Genomic DNA, 18,293 nt, shown 5'->3' with positions numbered 1-18,293 from the left:
TATTTTTCCAAAATCGAATTACTGATACAATTGTAAGTAGGACTGAAACTAAGTCCGTATTTTTGTATATAAATGGGTTTGGGTTTTTTCAATATGCGCATATAAATATAAAGTTATCTATATTCATTCTACTAAATAAAGAGGAGCGATAGATTGAATTCTTTAAAAATTGGTTGGATTGATTATTCGGGGGAACATCGAAATAAGGTGATGGCAGTCCTTGATGCCCTATCTTCCCCAGGAGCATTGGATGAACTCGGAATTGGGTCCATTCGGGATGGCTTGGCAGATATTCTTTTTCCTGGTACATCTACCATCCAGACGAGAGCGAAGTATTTTTTTATTGTCCCCTATTTATTGATGGAACTAGAGAAAGAGAATTATAAATCTTCGAAGGAACTTATCGAAAAGCTAGATATAGAAGAAATCGCGTTAATTGACATTTTGAATAAACAAGAGGTTGATGGCGTTATTGGAGCTCGTGCAGGTCATAAGCTTAAGAGGAAACCTTCCAGTATCTATTGGAGTGGACTGCGAACGTTTGAAATCTTTAAGCACAGCTCCCTTTCATTGGCCAACTATGCAAAGGCAGTTGTCAGTATGAAGAAGAATAAAAACTCGGCACGATTCTTAGGCAATGAAGAAAGTGATGATGTGAATACAGGTATAGATGAATATAATGGTATGTTTTGGAGTTGCCTTCTTCCAGAAGCGGATTGGAGGGAAGGTCTCACTATGGAACTTAGTTATCATGAGGCGGAATTCTTAAAAGGGAAAATCGTCAAATCCGAAAGAGGTAAAGAGAGTTTATTTGCCTTTTTGCTTAAAAGAGATTTTAAAGAAATAGAGAAAAATCATGATTTTGAAGCCATTGGTGATGCTTTCCGTCTTCCGGACCATTTAAAAGATGATTACTCGATGGCAAAGCGGTTTAGCGAGTTCGTCTCTGGTGCGAATATCCGGTACAATGTAATCCTTTCTAATGGAGAGAATGAAGAAGCCCTGCAGAAGTGGGAAAAGTGGAAGGAGAGTTCCTTTGTCCAACAAGAATTCTCATCCTTTCCATTCAGAGAGCTTACCCATCGCCTTGGCATCCATAACATTCGATTGAACAGGTTTCTTGAGGGGTGGCAAAAAGCAGTCATATCAGGGGAAGAGTCGGTCATGGATCAGCTTATTATAAACCGTGAAATAGAACTGAAAACAAAAGACCGCGCCAAGCTTCACAATACGAAGGTGTACCATTATAAAGAAGGGGATTGGGTTGGGACCGAAAAGCTTCAATACCGTTTTGCAAATGCAAAAGTACTGCTCACAGATACCATGAAAGGATTGGAGGAACCCCATGCTTAAACCAGCAGAGAATCGACTCAATTATAGCGATTTGCTTATGCCCCCGCCAGGGTATGATGTGGAGTTTGCCATTGGAACGACTTACTCATTGGACTTGGAGGCACTTGTTGGTGTTCCCTTGGCTCTGAGTCTTTCAGAAGAAATGGACCATACACTTCAGGATGATCCCATTTATGTTCTTGAGGGGTTAAGAAGAAGCGTGGACGCATTTGCGATATATTGTGAAGCAGGACAAATTAAGGCACCGAAGAACGGAAACAACCTATTCGCATTAATGGAGAACTCAGTGTTTGAAGTGGCTTTAGAAAACGATTATTCTTTTCATCCAAAAGTTTGGGTCATAAAATATCGCGATAAAGATCGGAATGAATTATATCGGGTGCTTGTGCTGTCCCGTAATCTGACCTTCGATAGAAGCTGGGATATGGCGATTGCGCTGGAAGGGAAGAAGGTAAAAGGAAAGAATCCTCGAAATCAGCCATTATCCGATTTCTTGTCGTTCCTTATCCCCTATACAAAAAATAAGCAAAAGAAAAAGCAAATCAAAAAATTAATAGCAGAGCTGGAATTCGTCCAGTTTGATACGGTTGATCCATCGATTCCTCAGGTTGAGTTCTGTCCAATTGGCATTGAGGGATATGGAAAAGCAGAGACGGAACTATTTGAAACCTATCATAAACTGATTATCATTTCGCCATTCCTTAGTGAAACGATCATAAAAGAACTAAATGATAAATCATTGAAAGATGCGACTAAAGTGTTGATTACAAGGAAAACGGAATTATCTAAGCTTAAGGAACACGTATTCCAGGACTTTGATGTATATGTGTTGAAAGATAGTGTGGTTGAAGGCGAGTCCTCCATTAGTGAAGAAAATGCTGAACATGTCATGGCTCAATTTCAGGATATTCATGCAAAGCTCTATGCCAGAACCAAATATAATCAGCATCATATTTATATAGGTTCTGCCAATAGCTCATCCAATGCATTTAACGGGAACATAGAGTTCTTGCTGAAATTACACTATCAAAAATATGGGTTCAAGATTATGGATCTATTGGATGATTTATTCGGGGAGAATGAAGACCAAAATCCCTTCGAAAAAATAGAAACCCTTCCACCATTCACTGACGAGTTTGAATCAGACGTAACCGATGAACTACAGAAGCGAATCAAAGAGTTATGCCGAATACCATCGAAAGCCATGATTCTTACTGAAGAAAATCACTTTACTATGCGAATTACTTTTGATTCGCTTCCTGAAGATACCCAGTTTTCAATTGGGCCATTGTTAAGTAAAAACATGCAGCCACTCAAACAGGAGACATTCATTCAAAATTTGAGCCTGTTAGAGCTGGGTGGATTTTATAATATACGGGCAGAAAAAGACGGCGAAAAGGTGGAGAGAATCATCAAGATTGAGACGGAAGGGATTCCAAAAGAAAGAGAATCAGAAATCTTCCGTTCCATTATTAATGACCCATACACCTTTCTGAAATATGTGGCTTTTTTATTATCAGATGATTTACTAATGTCTGCCCTTGAGGAGTCACAGAATAAGAAGTTCGGTGCAGGGACTTGGGATATGACCACAGGCGATTACCCTGTTCTCTATGAGAATATGCTGAAAGCAGCTTCCCGTTCACCAGAGAAACTGAAAGAAGTAGAAGCGATTATGGATATCATCACCCATGACGAAGACATCATCCCAAATGAGTTCCATGCCTTATATCAAACATTCATCAAAGCAGCTAAGAAGGTGAGAAGATGATGAATCTCATTCAAAAGGAACAGGAAATCCTTTCTGGGTTAAAAGACTTTCAGCAAGCAACCGTGGAGAGGGTCTATCACCTTTTTACCCATGATTATTCACGTGTTCTAGTAGCGGATGAAGTCGGGCTCGGTAAAACAATGATAGCGAGAGGGGTCATAGCCAAAATGGCCCGCTATCACCGGCATGCATTGAATGATGATTTATTTAAGGTCGTATATGTTTGTTCCAATCAAAGCATTGCAGGCCAAAACCTGGCGAAGCTGAAAATCGATCAACAGGTTTTGTTGGACGGCCTGTCGGATACAAGGTTATCGATGCAGCATCTGAAAATATTTGAAAATAAATTCAATCCGGAAATGAAGGATCATTATATACAGCTCATTCCGTTAACCCCATCAACCTCCTTCGATATGACTGGAGGATGTGGAAGTGTTTTAGAAAGAGCTTTGATGTTCGCTATTTTAAAAAGATATCCCCTTTTGCAGCCTTATCTAGTTGAGTTAGAAACCTTGATGATGGACACGGCCACAAAAAGCTGGGATTGGTGGAAACACGTTTATGAAGAGAGAGTCGAGGCTTGTGACGCGCAGAGCAATAAAGAATATTGTACAGTCCTCCTTGGGAAGGTCGATGATTTTTTCAAGCAGGAATCGGACTTGGTGGAGATATTAGCAGAGGTTTGTCACGTGATACGCAGGGAAGGAATTCCGGGTAAACGAGTAGACGGTGCCAGTAAACTGATCCATAAGCTGCGAAAAATGATGGCAGAAATCAGTGTCGATTTAATGGATGCTGATCTTGTGATTATGGATGAATTTCAGCGCTTCCCCGAGCTGATTGATTCTGACGGAGAGAGTGAAACGGCCCTGCTAGCCAGTAAGTTTTTTAACAGCTCCAAGGAAAATGAGGAAAAAGTGAACATTCTTTTATTGTCAGCCACTCCCTACAAGTTATATTCCACAATGGAAGAAATGAGTGAAACGGGAAGCGATGATCACTATAAGGAATTTATGCAGGTCACGGATTTTTTGTTTGAAAAACATCCGGAGCATCAACAGAATTTCAAGAAAGTATGGCATGATTACTCATTCGCTTTAAGCCAATTAGAATTTCAAGATTTTGCGATGGTCACAATCAAGAAACAGAAAGCAGAAGATAGCCTATACAAAGGTATAGCACGTACTGAACGTATGCTTGTGGAGGGTGCGAGCGAGCTGATTGATTCTTCCGTTGGGAGTTCTCTGAGGATTACCGAAAATGATGTGCTGTCCTATATCGAAATGGACCGACTTTTGGAGGATGCAGATTTAAAGGACAAGGTACCGGCAGAATATGTGAAATCCGCACCTTTTCTTATGTCCTTCATGGAGCATTATAAGCTGAAGCAAAAGATCACCCATTATTTTAAGGAAAACCGTGATAAGATCACATTGGCCAGAAAACCTGTGCTTTGGGTGAATCGAAAGGCAATCGCAAACTATGAGAAACTGCCGGCCATGAATGCCAAGCTAACGAAACTGCAAGAAACTTCCCTTCCAAAAAAAGCGGAGAGACTTATGTGGATCCCACCGTCCATTCCCTACTATGAGTTTGGGGGTCCTTTCACCGGGCAAAGCCGTTTTTCTAAAGTGCTAGCGTTCTCTGCATGGGAAATGGTCCCGCGGGCAATCGCGACTCTTATTTCCTATGAAGCCGAGCGTCGAACAGTAGGAGAATTGATTAAGAAAACACCAAAGAAGAAAAAGGACAAAACACGAAACTACTTTGCAGAACGACGGTTCCCTTCACCAAGATTAACGTTTGCGATGAAAGATCAGGCGCCAGCCAATATGAATCATCTTACTCTTTTATATCCTTCCATCACCTTGGCTAAGCTCTTTAACCCGGTAGATGTGTTGAATAGGAAGCTTACCATTGACGAAGTAAAAGGAGAGATACAGGCTGAAATTCAAAAAAGGCTGGATCAACTGTCATATGAACGGAAGGAAGACCAGTCACGTCAGGATGAAAGATGGTATTACCTGGCGCCATTGTTATTCGATTTAGGTGAAAAGGCGATCCAGGAGTGGTTTGAGAAATCGGATGTTTTACCTTCATTGGAGGCTGATGAAAAAGAAGAGAACGGAGCGGATAAAGGTGTATTAAGGAAGCATGTAGAAGAGCTTCGGTCAATCTTTGTCAGTGAAAAGCTTCCCGTGCTAGGGAGACAGCCAGATAATTTACTTGATGTTCTCGTTCATATGGTTGTAGGATCTCCCGCCGTTGCCGTAGCCAGGATGCTTGAGGATTTGGACAGTGAATCTTTGACAGGAGCCATTCAACTGGCTAAGGTCATAGTCGACCGTTTTAATACACAGGAAGCCATCTCTATTGTCGAACTGGAATATGGAACGGATAGTAAGGATGCGTATTGGCAAAACGTGCTCAAATACTGTGTCGATGGAAACATCCAAGCCATGCTCGATGAATATGCCCATATGCTTCTTGAAGAAGGCGGGCTGAACAAAGCAGAAAAACAGCAGCGAAATAAACAGCTGATTAAAGTGATGGCCAATTCTCTAAAAACACACACGGCAAGCTACAATGTTGATACGTATCAAAGCTTTAAAAATCGTATCATGTCTGATGGCAAAAAGAACAAAGAGGGAGAAGACCCCTACATCAAAATGAGAACCAATTATGCCGTTGGCTTTTATGATACGAGAAATGAGGATAAAACACTTAACCGAAAGGAAAACATCCGGCTATCGTTCAATTCGCCCTTTCGTCCTTTTGTGTTAGCCACAACTTCAATCGGACAGGAGGGACTAGACTTCCACTATTATTGCCGGAAAATCTTCCATTGGAATCTCACTTCAAACCCGATTGACCTGGAGCAGCGAGAGGGTAGAATCAACCGGTATAAATCCCTAGCTATCCGACAGAACATCGCCAATAAATACGGTGATATAAAATTCGAAAAAAACATATGGCAGGAGATGTTTCATACCGCAAACTTCGTGGAAAGAGATGATCAAACATCGGAATTAGTCCCGTTTTGGAGTCTTCCAGGCAACCAGGACATTAAAATCGAGAGGATTGTTCCACTCTATCCACTTAGCAGAGACGGGATAAAATATGACCGGCTTATGAAAATCCTTGCTCTCTACCGACTGAGTTTAGGACAAGCACGCCAAGAAGAACTGATTGAATATATATTTAAGGATAATATTGAAGAAGAACAGTTGAAAAAACTATTTATAAACTTGAGCCCTTTTTATAAGAAAGCGGAAAAAGACGATATCTAAAGAGAGAACGAATGTGGTATGAGGATAGAAGTAGTTGGGGAAATAAGCCGGTTATGAAAAAAATAGTCTTCTCATTTGAGAAGACTATTTTTTTCGTTCATCAATTGCTCAACTGCTGGAATATCAGCAGGTGCCCATTTCAGAGAGCTTAAATTTTCCCGTTTTAACCAAATGAACTTGGAATGCTCACTTGCTGTTGGTGTCCCTTCAATAATTTTACATTTTATGGATAATAAATTAATAATGAAGGTGTCGTATTCATGGGTGTTATCATTAAATACCGCTCCTTCTGTTTCTACTTTACACTGCAATTCTTCATCAATCTCTCTTATTAAAGCAGAAAAGGCATCTTCCCCTTTTTCCACTTTTCCACCGGGAAACTCCCACATATTCGGAATGCTCATGTCTGGAGAGCGTAACGCACATAGTATTTCATTTTTCTCGTTTTCGATAATGGCTGCAACTACTTTAACTAGCTTCTTCATGGTATCCTCCTATGGTTTTGCTATGTGTAAATAATATCATGATTGAGAGCCTGTGTGGAAATGACAAAATAAAGAGGGTCTTTTGATATAATCATGATATAAACCTAAAGGAGGCCGTTGTTATAATATGCCAGTCCATAACAAACTAGTCCGTGATCGTATCCCACAAATCATCGAGGCTACGGGTAAGAAATATACAACCAGAGTGTTAAATGATAAAGAATACATAGATGAATTGAAAAAGAAAAGCTTTGAGGAGCTTCAGGAATATGTAGAGTCGGATAATAAAGAAGATGCGATTGAGGAATTGGCAGATGTGTTGGAAATCATGCATGCACTAGCTGAGTATCATGGATCTTCCATTGAAGAAGTAGAAGAAGTGCGGAGAAGTAAGGCTGCTAAACGAGGTGGCTTTAAGGAGAAGATTTATCTGATTGAGGTTGAAGATGAGTAAGGTTCAGTTAATCACCCATCAACTTGGAACGCACTTATTGGAACAGATTCATTCTGCTTCTTCGATATGTATTTTGACTTCCTTTGTCATGAAGTCTGGTGTTCAGTATCTGAGAGATGCCTTAAAAGTAGCAGCTGAACGTGGAGCAGAGATTAAGGTGTGTACAGGCGATTATTTATTTGTGACGCAGCCAGAAGCATTGAGAATGTTTTTAGAGATTGATCCTAGGATTGAGGTCAGGCTCTGGAAGAGTAATGGTGTGTCCTTTCATCCAAAAGCCTACCTTTTCCAAACGGAGAATCAGGATTGCTTGTTTGTTGGTTCTTCCAATCTATCAAGGTCTGCTTTAAGTCATGGGGTGGAGTGGAGTCTTTCCGTTAGTGATGATGAGGATGTCTTTTCCGAAGGCTTGCACCTTTTTTTAGAAACGTTTTATGCCGGTCAAACGATTCCATTGAATCAAGAAACGCTGAAGGAGTACGAAGATCGGTATGAGAAGTTTCATATTCATACGCCAAATCTTGCACAAAAGTGGACAGAGACAGAAGAAATGGATTTAATGCTTCCAAGTGAGAAAGAACCCATTCCAACCACGGAAGTCATTCAGGATCCACCGGCTCCATATGGAGAAATCTATCCGCGTTTTGCACAAATCGAAGCGCTCGAGGAACTGAATAAAACACTAGAAGAAGACTATGATAAGGCATTGGTCGTGATGGCGACCGGGTTAGGAAAAACGTACCTTGCTGGTTTCTTTGCCCGTAATTTTAAACGGGTCCTGTTTATTGCCCATCTTGAAGAAATCCTGCATCAGGCAAAGAAATCATTCCAGACGGTCATGCCTGATCAAGAGTTTTCGATCTATAATGGCAAGGTGAAGGAAACGAACGGACACACCACTTTTGCTTCCATTTATACATTAAGCATGCAGCGGCATCTCCAAGTGTTTGATCCTAAAGAGTTTGATTTGATTGTGGTCGACGAATTTCATCATGCGGCAGCGGATTCTTATCAACGGGTGCTGGAGTACTTTAAGCCGAAATTCATGCTGGGGATAACAGCCACGCCGGATCGAAACGATAACAAAGATGTGTATGCAATTTGTGGTGGGAATGTCGCTTTCCGATTGGATTTCTTGGAGGCAATTGAGCGGAACTGGCTTTCACCATTTAAATATTATGGTGTCTATGATGAGACAGATTATAGTCAGATTACATGGCTCGGGAATCGGTATGATGAAGCCGAATTACTTCAGCTTCAATTACGGGATGAGATGGCTGATAAGGTACTGAAGGCTTGGACGGATAAAAAGCAGACACGGACTATAGGATTCTGTTCTTCGATTAAACAGGCAGATTTTCTTTCTGACTATTTTAATAGGAAGGGATATCGAACGGTTAGCCTTCACTCCAAGCAAATGGGTCTTAATCGAGATGACGCTATAAGTCAGCTTGATGAGGGAACTCTGGATATTATTTTTACGGTTAATCTCTTCAATGAGGGAGTCGATATTCCCGCCGTAGATACGCTTTTATTTGTAAGACCGACTGAATCTTTAACGGTCTTTACCCAACAAATTGGCAGGGGGCTACGGCTCCATGATACCAAGGATCATTGCGTGATCATCGATTTGATAGGCAACTATCGTAATGCAGATGTTAAGTTGAGTTTGTTTGATAAAGACTTCAGTGGCAAAAAGAAAAGCAAGATCATTGAGCCAGTCGTTCCTGAATTATGTGATATAGAATTGGATGTTCAAGTTATTAATCTTTTAAAGGAAATGACGAGGAAGAAACAACCTAGACGGGACAAACTACTGAGCGATTATCAAGCTTTAAAACAGGAATTAGGTAGAAGACCGACGTATTTGGAATTACACCTAAAAGGGGCCTCTGATTCTCCGCAGTATCGGCAGGAGTTCTCTTCTTATTATGGATTTTTAGAATGGGCGGGGGAGCTTTCAGAAAGTGAATCAGCCATTTTTCATAAATATGAACAATGGTTGGTGGAAGTAGAAAAGACCGGTATGGCGAAGAGTTATAAGATGGTGGTTCTACTGGCGATGCTGGAGCGCGGACAGACTGATTGGTCCATACCCATTACATCTAGGCAAGCGGCTCCTTTCTTCCATGGTTACTTAACTGAAACCGAATATCGTAAACAAATCGACTTTGCAGACAACTCTTCTAAGAAACTATGGCAGTATGATGAAGCTGGAGTTAGTAGGTTAATAGCAACGATGCCGATGACCAAGTGGAGTGGAAGTTCTAAGGGTCTCATTTCGTATGAAGAGGATATGTTTAAGCTGAATTTCGATATTGCACCAGAGGATCAGGCGCTTTTATTTGAGATGACTAAGGAAATTTGTGAATATCGGCTACATTATCATTTTGAGCGGAAGGCTAGATAATCACTGATTATTATATTATGCAGAAAAGTATTTTCAAGTAATAACAAAGTTAAAGAGGCATACATGTTGTTCACCAACATGTATGCCTCTTTAATTTTATTGAGAATTTAGGCTGAATCTTTTGAAACAGTCTCTTCTTTATAAAGAGTGGACGAATTTACTTGGTTCTTAATATATATGAATAAAAATATGCATATATTATTTAAAAATCTATACTTCATTTTTGAAATAAAGTAAAAGAAGTATTGTATTAGTGTATATTTACCTATATATTATCAATATAAGGAAAAATATGGGGAGGATGACTTACTCGTGTTAGAGACAAAGCGAGATCGATTCGTACGCGTTGCGGAAACAAGGACGAACAAAATTATTACTCTCATGAATTTATTAGGGAATTGTTCAAATAAAAATAATTATGAGTACACAGATAAAGATGTTGAGAAAATTTTTCTAACATTGGAAAATGAATTGGTTTTGTTAAAAGAAAAATTTGAGAAAGAACCCAAGAAAAAAGGCAAGAGATTCAGTCTTGAGTAAAGTGATCAAGAAGCCCACTCTCTTTAGCGTACATATAGTTCCGATCTATATAAAAAAACAAAAAGGCGGAAATGAAAATGGAATTGAAAAAGGCTGATCTCTATTTTGGATCTTTATTATCATTATTGGTGAATAATGGGCTGACTCCAGCCATATTAGAACAAGGAGAAAAGCGTAATATCTATAAGATTTCTACCAATAAGGGAGATTATAAAATTTTCTCGAAGTATCGGGTGTTGTCGAAAGAAAACTCGGATAGTTTGAACTGGCAATTTTCCTTTAGTGAAGCTGAAATAGCGGAAATTAGGAAATTAGAAGGGGAAAGTGACAAACTGTTATTGGCTTTTGTTTGTATAAATGATTTTGAAGATCGTTTTAAAAGTGAGCTGGCTCTTCTGTACCCTGGGGAACTGAAAGAATGCTTATATATAGATGAAGAATACGAAGGTTCTCAACGTCTTAACATTAAGTATAAGAAAGGGAACAGAGGGCTAAATGCATATGGAATCAAAAGGGCCGACTATGTAAATGAACAAAATAATAAAATTAGAGTGGAAAGAGATAGATTAATAAAATTATAGATAAAAATTCTGAAGTTCAGGAAATAAATTATTAAGGGAGCATGTTATGAATTCGGTAGATACAAAACAGTTTTGGAAATTCTCACCCATTCCGAACATTGAGGAGTCAAACTTTAATAAAATTTTAGATCGATTTTTCAATCTAAGGATATCCGGCTTAACACGTGAAAATACACAGAATGCTCTTGATGGACGGTTGCTTGATTATGAAGGACCAGTGCTTTTAACAATTAAGACTGGAACCATCAAGAAAGATGACATCCCCGGCATTGAAGAAGTGATTGATCGCATATCATGTCTGAAAGGTCGTAACAACTATACAAAAGAAGCGATAGAACATATGCGTAATAAAATGGACCAAGACGAAGTAGGGTATATTTCATTTGAAGATTTCCATACGCGTGGCCTAAAAGGGGCTAAAAATGGTCAAAGTGATTCAAAGGAAGATACATGGGCTATTTATGCATATAACAAAGGTGTTCACTCAGAAGAAGAGGATGAAGCAGTAGAAACTTCACGGGGCGGATCTCACGGTGTTGGGAAGATTGCCTCAAATGCAGCCTCTGATTTAAACCTCATGTACTTTGCCAATTGTGATGCAGAAGGGAATCAACATCTTGGCGGCACAGTACAATTGATTGAGCATACTTATCAGAGCCAAAGTTATCGCTCTTCTGGCTATTTCACGGATATGGTAGAACCTGAACCTTACAAAACTAAGTTTTATCCATTTGAAAATACATTCCACGAAGTATTCGAGAAAAAGACACGTGGCTTGAAAATCATTATTCCGTATTTACGTGAAGAGTATGACAATGAAAAGGAAATCATCAAGAGTGTCTGCGATAGCTTTTTTATTTCGATTTTGGAAAAGAAGTTAGAAGTAATTGTTAATGATAATAAAATTTCAGCTGAAACCATTAAGAATTATGTTGAGAATCCGGATTATTACGTGCAAGAAATGGGAGAGATTAAGACTGATTTTACCCCTTTATATGTAGGAACATATTTAAATGAAAAGCCAAGGTTATTAACTGTATCAGATGGTGTAAATGATTATCAATTTAATCTTTATTTTCGTTATGATGAATCTATGGTTAAAGGCAGAATGGCTATTGTCAGAACAATCGGTATGAAAATCGAAGACAAGAAAATTAAGAATAACGTTAATAAACCATTTAACGCAGTATTAATTGGTGGAGCAGCAGAAGATGCATACTTAAAATCATTAGAAAACGAATCTCATACAGAACTGTCTTTTGACCATATCAAAGATCCACTCCTTCAAAAGCGTGCAAAGAAATTTATTAATAACCTATCTCGAGAAATTTCGAACATCATTGAAGAAGCGATCAAGGATAAAAATCCTACAGATGGTCCAATGAATACTAAAGACATATTGTTTGTAATGGAAAACCAATTTAAACGAGATCTATCAGATACGGTGTCGGCTGTAAAAATTAAAGGGAAGTCCCTTGTGAAGATGACAACGGATATTCCGAAGAAGAAGAAAAAGTCAAAAGACACTAAAGACGGATCAGAGAAAAAGAAAAGCCTCGTAAAGAAAGTGAAGAATCAACTGACAGCAGATAATGAAGGTGGTATAGAACCAGAACGCGATAAATACATTGCTAATCCAGAAATTGTTGAGCGTCTAATTGTTGGATCGAATGAAATAGTTCATTTCGATTTTACTGACAGTAAAGAAATCAACAAAGAGGTATCTTGTAATATTTCATTAGCCATTATTGATGGAATGGGAATTGAGTATGCGGACGAATTTAATCTACAAAACAACTACAGTCGTGTTATCGATGGTACGAACGGTAACGAATGTAAAGTTGAAAATAATATCATTAAAGACGTTTCAATTACCCAAGGTGTATCTAAACTAAAATTAGAGTTAAAAAACAGTTTCAATAAATCCTTGAAATTTGTTTACTATGTAGAGGTGTAACATGATTTATAAAAAGGATGCAAACTTCCCATACCCATTATTAACAAATACATCAACAAGTTATGAAAGCAGTCAATTTATTTTGGATGTTGATTTACAGGAGAATGCAAGTACTTATCGATTTAACATCACATACAATATTGATTCGGACTTTATGAACCGCTTATTAGAAAAAGAACAGGCTCAGCTCATTTTAGTCATCCAATCCAAGGATAATAAATTCTATAAACTAAGACCGAGTGACACGTACGTTGAAATATCTAAGTCACGTATTTCTGTTAGTAAACGAACATCGATACAGCTACATCTTCAAGCGAAAGAAAACATTCACTTTAATGATAACAACGATTTAAGCGGAATTTATCAGCAATATAGAGATGTCATCATGGTAAGGAAACATTCAACATTAGGATTCTCAAATGTTGTCATATTCGATAGCCGTAGTAATAAACCATTAGATTTATTTCAGAAGAAATTGGACCCAACTTTATTGAGTGATATCAAAATTGAACTTGGCTACGAAACGATTATTATTCATTATAAAAGCGAAGAATTACAGTTTAATAATTTGCCAATGAGCAATTCATTAAATAATCCATATATTTATATGGGGCTTCAAAAAGCTCTACAACGTTTTATCGTTAATAATGGCGATGACGAGCAAGTAGATTTAGAAGAAATTGAACTTCCAGACGATCAATTAGACTTAAAACTATATAATTTAATGAAGAAAAAAATGATTCGTGAAATAAGTATCGATACGATTGATGAAGTCATCTATGTCATTTCGGAAAAAATCTTAGAGAAATTCACAGCAGCAGTAAAGGGGCTAAGTTCAAATGGAAATTAGACTGCTCAAAAAAGGCTATAAAAACAACGAACAGTTTTATAAGGATTTTTTAGACGATCAAGTTAAATATAAAGATGAGTATTTCTCGGAGGATGTTGTCTATATAGATGAAGCTCCAGATTTTCCGATTTACTTGGCACATCGTAACGAAAATGATCGAAAAGAATTGTTTCTAGAAGCATTTGAAGTCCTGTCACATTCCTATTTGAATACCGATCGTGATCTCCATTTTGACGAAGTATTTTGGCATTCTTTACTCACCGTAAAGAAACGGGATTATCTGCTAAGACAATATCCACAAATTTCAGAAGGCATCAATCATTTTAATAACATCGTTTTAAAGGATTTTAACTGGGAAAGTTATATTTATAAATGTGTTCTCGGTGTGCAATATATTAACGATGCTGTGTCTGATGAAGCAGGACGCCAACGTTATTATGAATTGTTAATTGATAACTTAGATATGTACAATTATATTATCAAATATGAAATTTTCCGTAATGACCGGTTCTTATTAAATATTTTAGACATCATTGATGAATTGCAAGTCTCAAAAATAATGAAGTCGAAAATTATCGGGCGAGATGATCTAGGAAAAGATGAGCGAGTAGGACGACGTGTCATTTTCGAATTCAATAAAAGTTATCCAGTCATTATGTCTCCTATGATTGAAAAGGATGATTTAAAAGAGCTCTTTCTTGAAAATTTAAGCTCCTACTATGATATTTCTTCATTAGAAGAAACCGTTGAAGTTTGATATTAGATTGCTTTAATAAGATGCCAATCCATTTTACTATCTGTAAAGTGGATTTTTTTATGGGTAATTTTATCGAATAAATATGGAACTATCGTTATACTTACAGTAAAAGTAAGTTAAGTATAAAAATTACTCGATGTATAGAAAAGAGGAATTTAGAATGATAACTAATCGATTAGAAACAATTCATTTGCCAAGTATATTAAGGGGAAGAAGTTTGCATTCAAAAGTGATTCCGACGGTTTGTAATTTGAAAAATATGCTTACTAAACTAACAGAAGTGAATGGAGATGTATCCAAATTAAAACAGTGGGAGAAAAGGTGTTTTAAGGCGTATCAGCTTGAAGGCATTAAGACCGAGTTACTATCGGTAGAAGGTGATGAACGAATCAAACTGTTAAGAGATCATATTTTAAATGGGGAACCTACATATTTCGGGGCAAATTGTATTGATATGTACTTAGTTGCTTATGTTACGGAAAATAACTGCATAGGTAAAGATCAATTCTTTCATTATATGAAAATCATGGGGATAACGGATAAGCCTAATTCAGCACAAGCCATTTGGCAGGTTGGAAAAGGCGATGGGGTATATCTAGAAATCTTACATAATGATGGAACGATTCGTGATTGGAATTTTTTCGCCTCGTGGATTAAGGGCAATTAGATATATGGAAACAGGATTACATCCAAAGGAGAATTACCATGCAGCACATCATCAGTAGAAAAATTAAATCTGTCATAGTTGTCAGTGTTATCCTCGGTGGGTTCTTTCTTCTATTGGAACCTTGGATGGTTATACCCGTATTGATTTATGCATTCATCGGATGTGCCGTGTACGGGCTACCGGTTTCGTTTTTATCGGATTTTGTCACGAGAAAGTCTGGAAGATATCGTTTTGTTTTGGCATCTTTGATCTATTCGGTGTTTGGGTTTTTATCCTTCATCGTTTTACGAGATCTAGGAGTCTTTGCCGTTGTCTGTTCTTTGCTCTTCTTCCTTTCAGAGGAATGGCAGAGAGCGAGAGAAAACGGTAGGGGGCAAAAGCCTGCGAACAAGATGATCTTCATGAACGCGCTATCCACTGTTCTCTTCTTCTCTTTAGCTTTATTCGGGTTAATGGCACTTCCGGATTCAATGTTTGAAGAGTATACCAATCAGTCGTATCTTATTCCAAAAGGGTATGAGGGGGAAGTGAGGGTGGTGTACAATGTCAAGGGTGCGCCAACGCCTGAAAAAAGTGAAGACTTTGATGTGTACCGAATCAATGAGGAAGGCTACATACTCAGCCCGTTACCTGAAAGCGAAGGCATAATCAACGATCAATATTATTATGTGGATGCAGAAGGAAATAAAGAGAAGATTGATGATAGCTGCATCAATACTGGAGGTACGGAAGGCATAGAGAAAGATGACTACGAGTACACCAGCTCCTATTTCTTTGTCACAAATACTCATTGTGGTGAAACGTTTAGGGGAAATGGGGTCCCACCTGATATGCCCCGCGGAATGCCGTTAGAGCAAATTATCCTGGAAGAAGGCTTGGATAAGCCTACGTACTAGATTGAAATGTAGGAACCGTTTGGTATATGATCGAATCACGCGCTGTCCTTACTATTGAGCGGACTTTTTGCCTTGGAGGTATTTACTATGAACGATGCGAACTATTATGTGACCAAGCTCGGGATGGAACCACATCCAGAGGGTGGGTTTTATAAACGGACATTTGAATCCGAGGAGCGGACTTCAGACCAGGAGTTATCAGTAGAGTTTGAAGGAAAGAGAAAGCTATATACAAGCATCTTCTTTCTATTGGGCTCGAATGACATTTCCCATCTACATCGTTTGAAATCCGATGAGTTATGGTATTACCATGCGGGAAGCCCTTTAACGATTCATGTGATTGATGAAAAGGGAGATTACAAAGAACGTAAGCTGGGGATTAACCTGGACGAAGGCGAAATCCCACAAGTGTTGGTCCCGAAAAATTCCATCTTCGGGTCTTCCGTCAGAGATGAAGATACGTTCTCATTAGTTGGGTGCATGGTCTCGCCCGGTTTTGATTTTCAGGACTTTGAGCTGTTCACTCAAGAAGAGCTATTGTCAAAATATCCTCAACATAGAGATGTCATCATGAAGCTGGCTTATGAAGAGATCCCTAAATGATTGAGCGGTCTTACACACGATAAAAAAAGAAGTGGATCCTCTACAACTAGTAGGAGAGCCACTTCTCTTTTTCACTATATAGACTCTTTACGTCTTTATACTCCGACCGTGTTCCGTTTGTCTTTAGGCCGGTCCGTCATACTGAAATACACGGCCCCGATGATAATGAGAACGATGATGATTCCTGCGATAATCAGGGATGAGTTTAATAATAAAATGAATCCTAATCCTGATAAAGAAGTGATAGTGGATAGTACGGTCCATGTTGAGAATGTTTCTTTCATGCTTAGTCCAAAGTATTCTTTAATCATCCAGAATCCCGCGTCATTCACATGCGAGCAAATGGAACTGCCTGCTCCCGTTGCGAGCGTTACCAAGGCTAGATTCACATCGTATTGAGCCAGGATCGGGATGACTAATCCTGCAGTGGAAATGGCGGCAACTGTGGCTGATCCTAAGGAAACCCGTAAGATGGCAGCGACTAGCCAGGCAAGGATGATCGGTGACATGGCACTGCCTGTGAATAATTCGGCTACGTAATCTCCTACACCGCCTGTGATGAGTACTTGCTTGAAGGCACCGCCGCCTCCAATGATCAAGAGCATCATCCCGATTGCGGCAATGGATGAGGTACAGGAAGCCATCACATCCCTGATTGGAGTCTTTCTTGCGATTCCCATCGTATAGAAGGCAAGGAATAAGGATAACAACATGGCAGTCGAAGCGTTTCCTACCAGACGAACGATTTCTATTAATGTATTATCCTCAAATCCTACTGATTTTTGAACCATATCAAGGATGGTAGCTATGGCCATTAATAAAACAGGGAACATGGCAGTCAATACACTTATTCCGAAACCGGGCGTTTCTTCCAGCTTGAATGTTTTTTGTTCGCCTAAAGAAGCGATATTACCCGTTTTCTTGAATGCATCTGGAACAATTTTTTTAGCAAACTTCGTATAGAGGGGACCTGCAAGGATGACGGTTGGTATGGCGACGATGATCCCATAAAGTAAAACCAATCCAATATCTGCACCATATTCACCAGCTATGACGGTTGGGCCTGGATGTGGGGGTAGGAAACTATGTGTGGCCAATAAGGCTGCAGCCATGGGGATACCTAGGTGCAGAATCGAAACTTTCAGTTCTTTGGCCATGGTGAATACAATCGGAATCAATAATACTAAGCCGACTTCGAAGAATAGGGCGATCCCGACAATAAAAGAGGCAACGACGACAGCCCATTGAATTTTATCCTCGCCAAATTTGTTAATTAAGGTCATGGCAATACGCTGGGCTCCCCCTGCATCGGCAATTAATCGACCAAGCATGGCACCAAGCCCAAATATTAAAGCGATATGACCAAGTGTACCGCCTAATCCACCTTCAATGGTTGTAACAATATCCTTTAAAGGCGTCCCTAGCGCTAAAGAGACGACAAAAGATACAACAATCAATGAAACGAATGTATTTAACTTGAATCCAGTAATCAAAATGAGCAACAGGATAATCCCAAACGCTACTATAAGTAATGGCATAATAAACCTCCCATAAAATAATGAAAATATTTCGGTTTGCTCAAACTTACTACAATCGTTCGTAACTCTAGGATGGCTTATGCTATTTTGTTTACTAGTTATAAAAAGGGGGTAGTTTTAAAATTATATAGAAAACGCTTT

At 38.8% G+C, this 18,293-nt stretch carries 15 protein-coding genes; 13 read left to right on the top strand and 2 right to left on the bottom strand.

The features are described from left to right. The first annotated feature begins 153 nt into the window (after positions 1-153). From ACIQXH_RS05550 to ACIQXH_RS05540, 3 genes are read left to right on the top strand one after another with little or no spacing between them, the layout of a single operon-like run. Positions 154-1,353, top strand: a complete 1,200-nt coding sequence (locus tag ACIQXH_RS05550) for a DUF6361 family protein (protein WP_403122514.1) — start codon at positions 154-156, stop codon at positions 1,351-1,353. After that, positions 1,346-3,124 (top strand): phospholipase D family protein, encoded by a 1,779-nt coding sequence (locus ACIQXH_RS05545; RefSeq protein WP_403122513.1) that lies wholly within the window; start codon positions 1,346-1,348, stop codon positions 3,122-3,124. The genes ACIQXH_RS05550 and ACIQXH_RS05545 overlap by 8 nt, the downstream gene beginning before the upstream one ends. Then, positions 3,121-6,414 carry a DEAD/DEAH box helicase gene (locus tag ACIQXH_RS05540; protein WP_403122510.1) on the top strand — a complete coding sequence of 1,098 codons (3,294 nt, stop codon included), beginning with the start codon at positions 3,121-3,123 and terminating at the stop codon, positions 6,412-6,414. Before ACIQXH_RS05545 ends, ACIQXH_RS05540 begins: the two co-directional genes overlap by 4 nt. Positions 6,415-6,485: 71 nt before the next feature. Here the strand turns inward: ACIQXH_RS05540 and ACIQXH_RS05535 are convergent, their stop codons facing one another. Beyond that, positions 6,486-6,899: a (deoxy)nucleoside triphosphate pyrophosphohydrolase gene (locus tag ACIQXH_RS05535; protein WP_403122507.1), complete on the bottom strand. Its 414-nt coding sequence runs from the start codon at positions 6,897-6,899 to the stop codon at positions 6,486-6,488. Positions 6,900-7,026: 127 nt separating this feature from the next. Between ACIQXH_RS05535 and ACIQXH_RS05530 the strand changes: the two genes are divergently transcribed. The 10 genes from ACIQXH_RS05530 to ACIQXH_RS05485 all read left to right on the top strand — a co-directional run bounded on the left by ACIQXH_RS05530 (position 7,027) and on the right by ACIQXH_RS05485 (position 16,614). Beyond that, the gene (locus ACIQXH_RS05530; RefSeq protein ID WP_403122505.1) at positions 7,027-7,353 is read left to right on the top strand and encodes a pyrophosphohydrolase domain-containing protein; all 327 of its coding nucleotides are present in this window, start codon (positions 7,027-7,029) and stop codon (positions 7,351-7,353) included. Beyond that, positions 7,346-9,763, top strand: a complete 2,418-nt coding sequence (locus ACIQXH_RS05525; protein ID WP_403122502.1) for a DEAD/DEAH box helicase family protein — start codon at positions 7,346-7,348, stop codon at positions 9,761-9,763. The genes ACIQXH_RS05530 and ACIQXH_RS05525 overlap by 8 nt, the downstream gene beginning before the upstream one ends. A 312-nt stretch (positions 9,764-10,075) precedes the next feature. Then, positions 10,076-10,303 carry a hypothetical protein gene (locus ACIQXH_RS05520; RefSeq protein ID WP_402957493.1) on the top strand — a complete coding sequence of 76 codons (228 nt, stop codon included), beginning with the start codon at positions 10,076-10,078 and terminating at the stop codon, positions 10,301-10,303. Between the two features lie 77 nt (positions 10,304-10,380). Then, the gene (locus tag ACIQXH_RS05515) at positions 10,381-10,884 is read left to right on the top strand and encodes a hypothetical protein (RefSeq protein WP_402957495.1); all 504 of its coding nucleotides are present in this window, start codon (positions 10,381-10,383) and stop codon (positions 10,882-10,884) included. Positions 10,885-10,930: 46 nt separating this feature from the next. After that, positions 10,931-12,841 carry a hypothetical protein gene (locus tag ACIQXH_RS05510; protein ID WP_403122501.1) on the top strand — a complete coding sequence of 637 codons (1,911 nt, stop codon included), beginning with the start codon at positions 10,931-10,933 and terminating at the stop codon, positions 12,839-12,841. A 1-nt stretch (position 12,842) separates the two neighbouring features. Further along, on the top strand, positions 12,843-13,691 hold the full coding sequence (locus ACIQXH_RS05505; RefSeq protein ID WP_403122499.1) for a hypothetical protein: 849 nt from the start codon (positions 12,843-12,845) through the stop codon (positions 13,689-13,691). Then, entirely contained in the window at positions 13,681-14,448 is a 768-nt protein-coding gene (locus ACIQXH_RS05500; protein ID WP_403122496.1) for a hypothetical protein, read from the top strand. Before ACIQXH_RS05505 ends, ACIQXH_RS05500 begins: the two co-directional genes overlap by 11 nt. Positions 14,449-14,608: 160 nt before the next feature. Continuing rightward, positions 14,609-15,115: a hypothetical protein gene (locus tag ACIQXH_RS05495; RefSeq protein ID WP_403122494.1), complete on the top strand. Its 507-nt coding sequence runs from the start codon at positions 14,609-14,611 to the stop codon at positions 15,113-15,115. A 38-nt stretch (positions 15,116-15,153) separates the two neighbouring features. Further along, positions 15,154-16,011, top strand: a complete 858-nt coding sequence (locus tag ACIQXH_RS05490; protein ID WP_403122491.1) for a DUF6843 domain-containing protein — start codon at positions 15,154-15,156, stop codon at positions 16,009-16,011. 87 nt (positions 16,012-16,098) lie between these two features. Beyond that, positions 16,099-16,614, top strand: a complete 516-nt coding sequence (locus ACIQXH_RS05485) for a cupin domain-containing protein (protein ID WP_403122488.1) — start codon at positions 16,099-16,101, stop codon at positions 16,612-16,614. A 95-nt stretch (positions 16,615-16,709) separates the two neighbouring features. On the opposite strand, the gene ACIQXH_RS05480 is transcribed toward ACIQXH_RS05485, so the two are convergent. Further along, entirely contained in the window at positions 16,710-18,152 is a 1,443-nt protein-coding gene (locus ACIQXH_RS05480; RefSeq protein ID WP_402986987.1) for a GntP family permease, read from the bottom strand. Positions 18,153-18,293 lie beyond the last annotated feature (141 nt).

It is taken from the genome of Peribacillus sp. NPDC097225 (genome assembly GCF_044761955.1).
Classification (GTDB): Bacteria; Bacillota; Bacilli; order Bacillales; family DSM-1321; genus Peribacillus.
This window is presented reverse-complemented; position numbering and strand designations above follow the sequence as displayed.

What these genes read in the sequence shown, in the direction of transcription:
- ACIQXH_RS05545 (WP_403122513.1), top strand. Translation starts at nt 1,346, where the DNA reads ATGCTTAAACCAGCAGAGAATCGACTCAATTATAGCGATTTGCTTATG.
- ACIQXH_RS05540 (WP_403122510.1), top strand. Translation starts at nt 3,121, where the DNA reads ATGATGAATCTCATTCAAAAGGAACAGGAAATCCTTTCTGGGTTAAAA.
- ACIQXH_RS05535 (WP_403122507.1), bottom strand. Translation starts at nt 6,899, where the DNA reads ATGAAGAAGCTAGTTAAAGTAGTTGCAGCCATTATCGAAAACGAGAAA.
- ACIQXH_RS05530 (WP_403122505.1), top strand. Translation starts at nt 7,027, where the DNA reads ATGCCAGTCCATAACAAACTAGTCCGTGATCGTATCCCACAAATCATC.
- ACIQXH_RS05525 (WP_403122502.1), top strand. Translation starts at nt 7,346, where the DNA reads ATGAGTAAGGTTCAGTTAATCACCCATCAACTTGGAACGCACTTATTG.
- ACIQXH_RS05515 (WP_402957495.1), top strand. Translation starts at nt 10,381, where the DNA reads ATGGAATTGAAAAAGGCTGATCTCTATTTTGGATCTTTATTATCATTA.
- ACIQXH_RS05510 (WP_403122501.1), top strand. Translation starts at nt 10,931, where the DNA reads ATGAATTCGGTAGATACAAAACAGTTTTGGAAATTCTCACCCATTCCG.
- ACIQXH_RS05505 (WP_403122499.1), top strand. Translation starts at nt 12,843, where the DNA reads ATGATTTATAAAAAGGATGCAAACTTCCCATACCCATTATTAACAAAT.
- ACIQXH_RS05500 (WP_403122496.1), top strand. Translation starts at nt 13,681, where the DNA reads ATGGAAATTAGACTGCTCAAAAAAGGCTATAAAAACAACGAACAGTTT.
- ACIQXH_RS05495 (WP_403122494.1), top strand. Translation starts at nt 14,609, where the DNA reads ATGATAACTAATCGATTAGAAACAATTCATTTGCCAAGTATATTAAGG.
- ACIQXH_RS05490 (WP_403122491.1), top strand. Translation starts at nt 15,154, where the DNA reads ATGCAGCACATCATCAGTAGAAAAATTAAATCTGTCATAGTTGTCAGT.
- ACIQXH_RS05485 (WP_403122488.1), top strand. Translation starts at nt 16,099, where the DNA reads ATGAACGATGCGAACTATTATGTGACCAAGCTCGGGATGGAACCACAT.
- ACIQXH_RS05480 (WP_402986987.1), bottom strand. Translation starts at nt 18,152, where the DNA reads ATGCCATTACTTATAGTAGCGTTTGGGATTATCCTGTTGCTCATTTTG.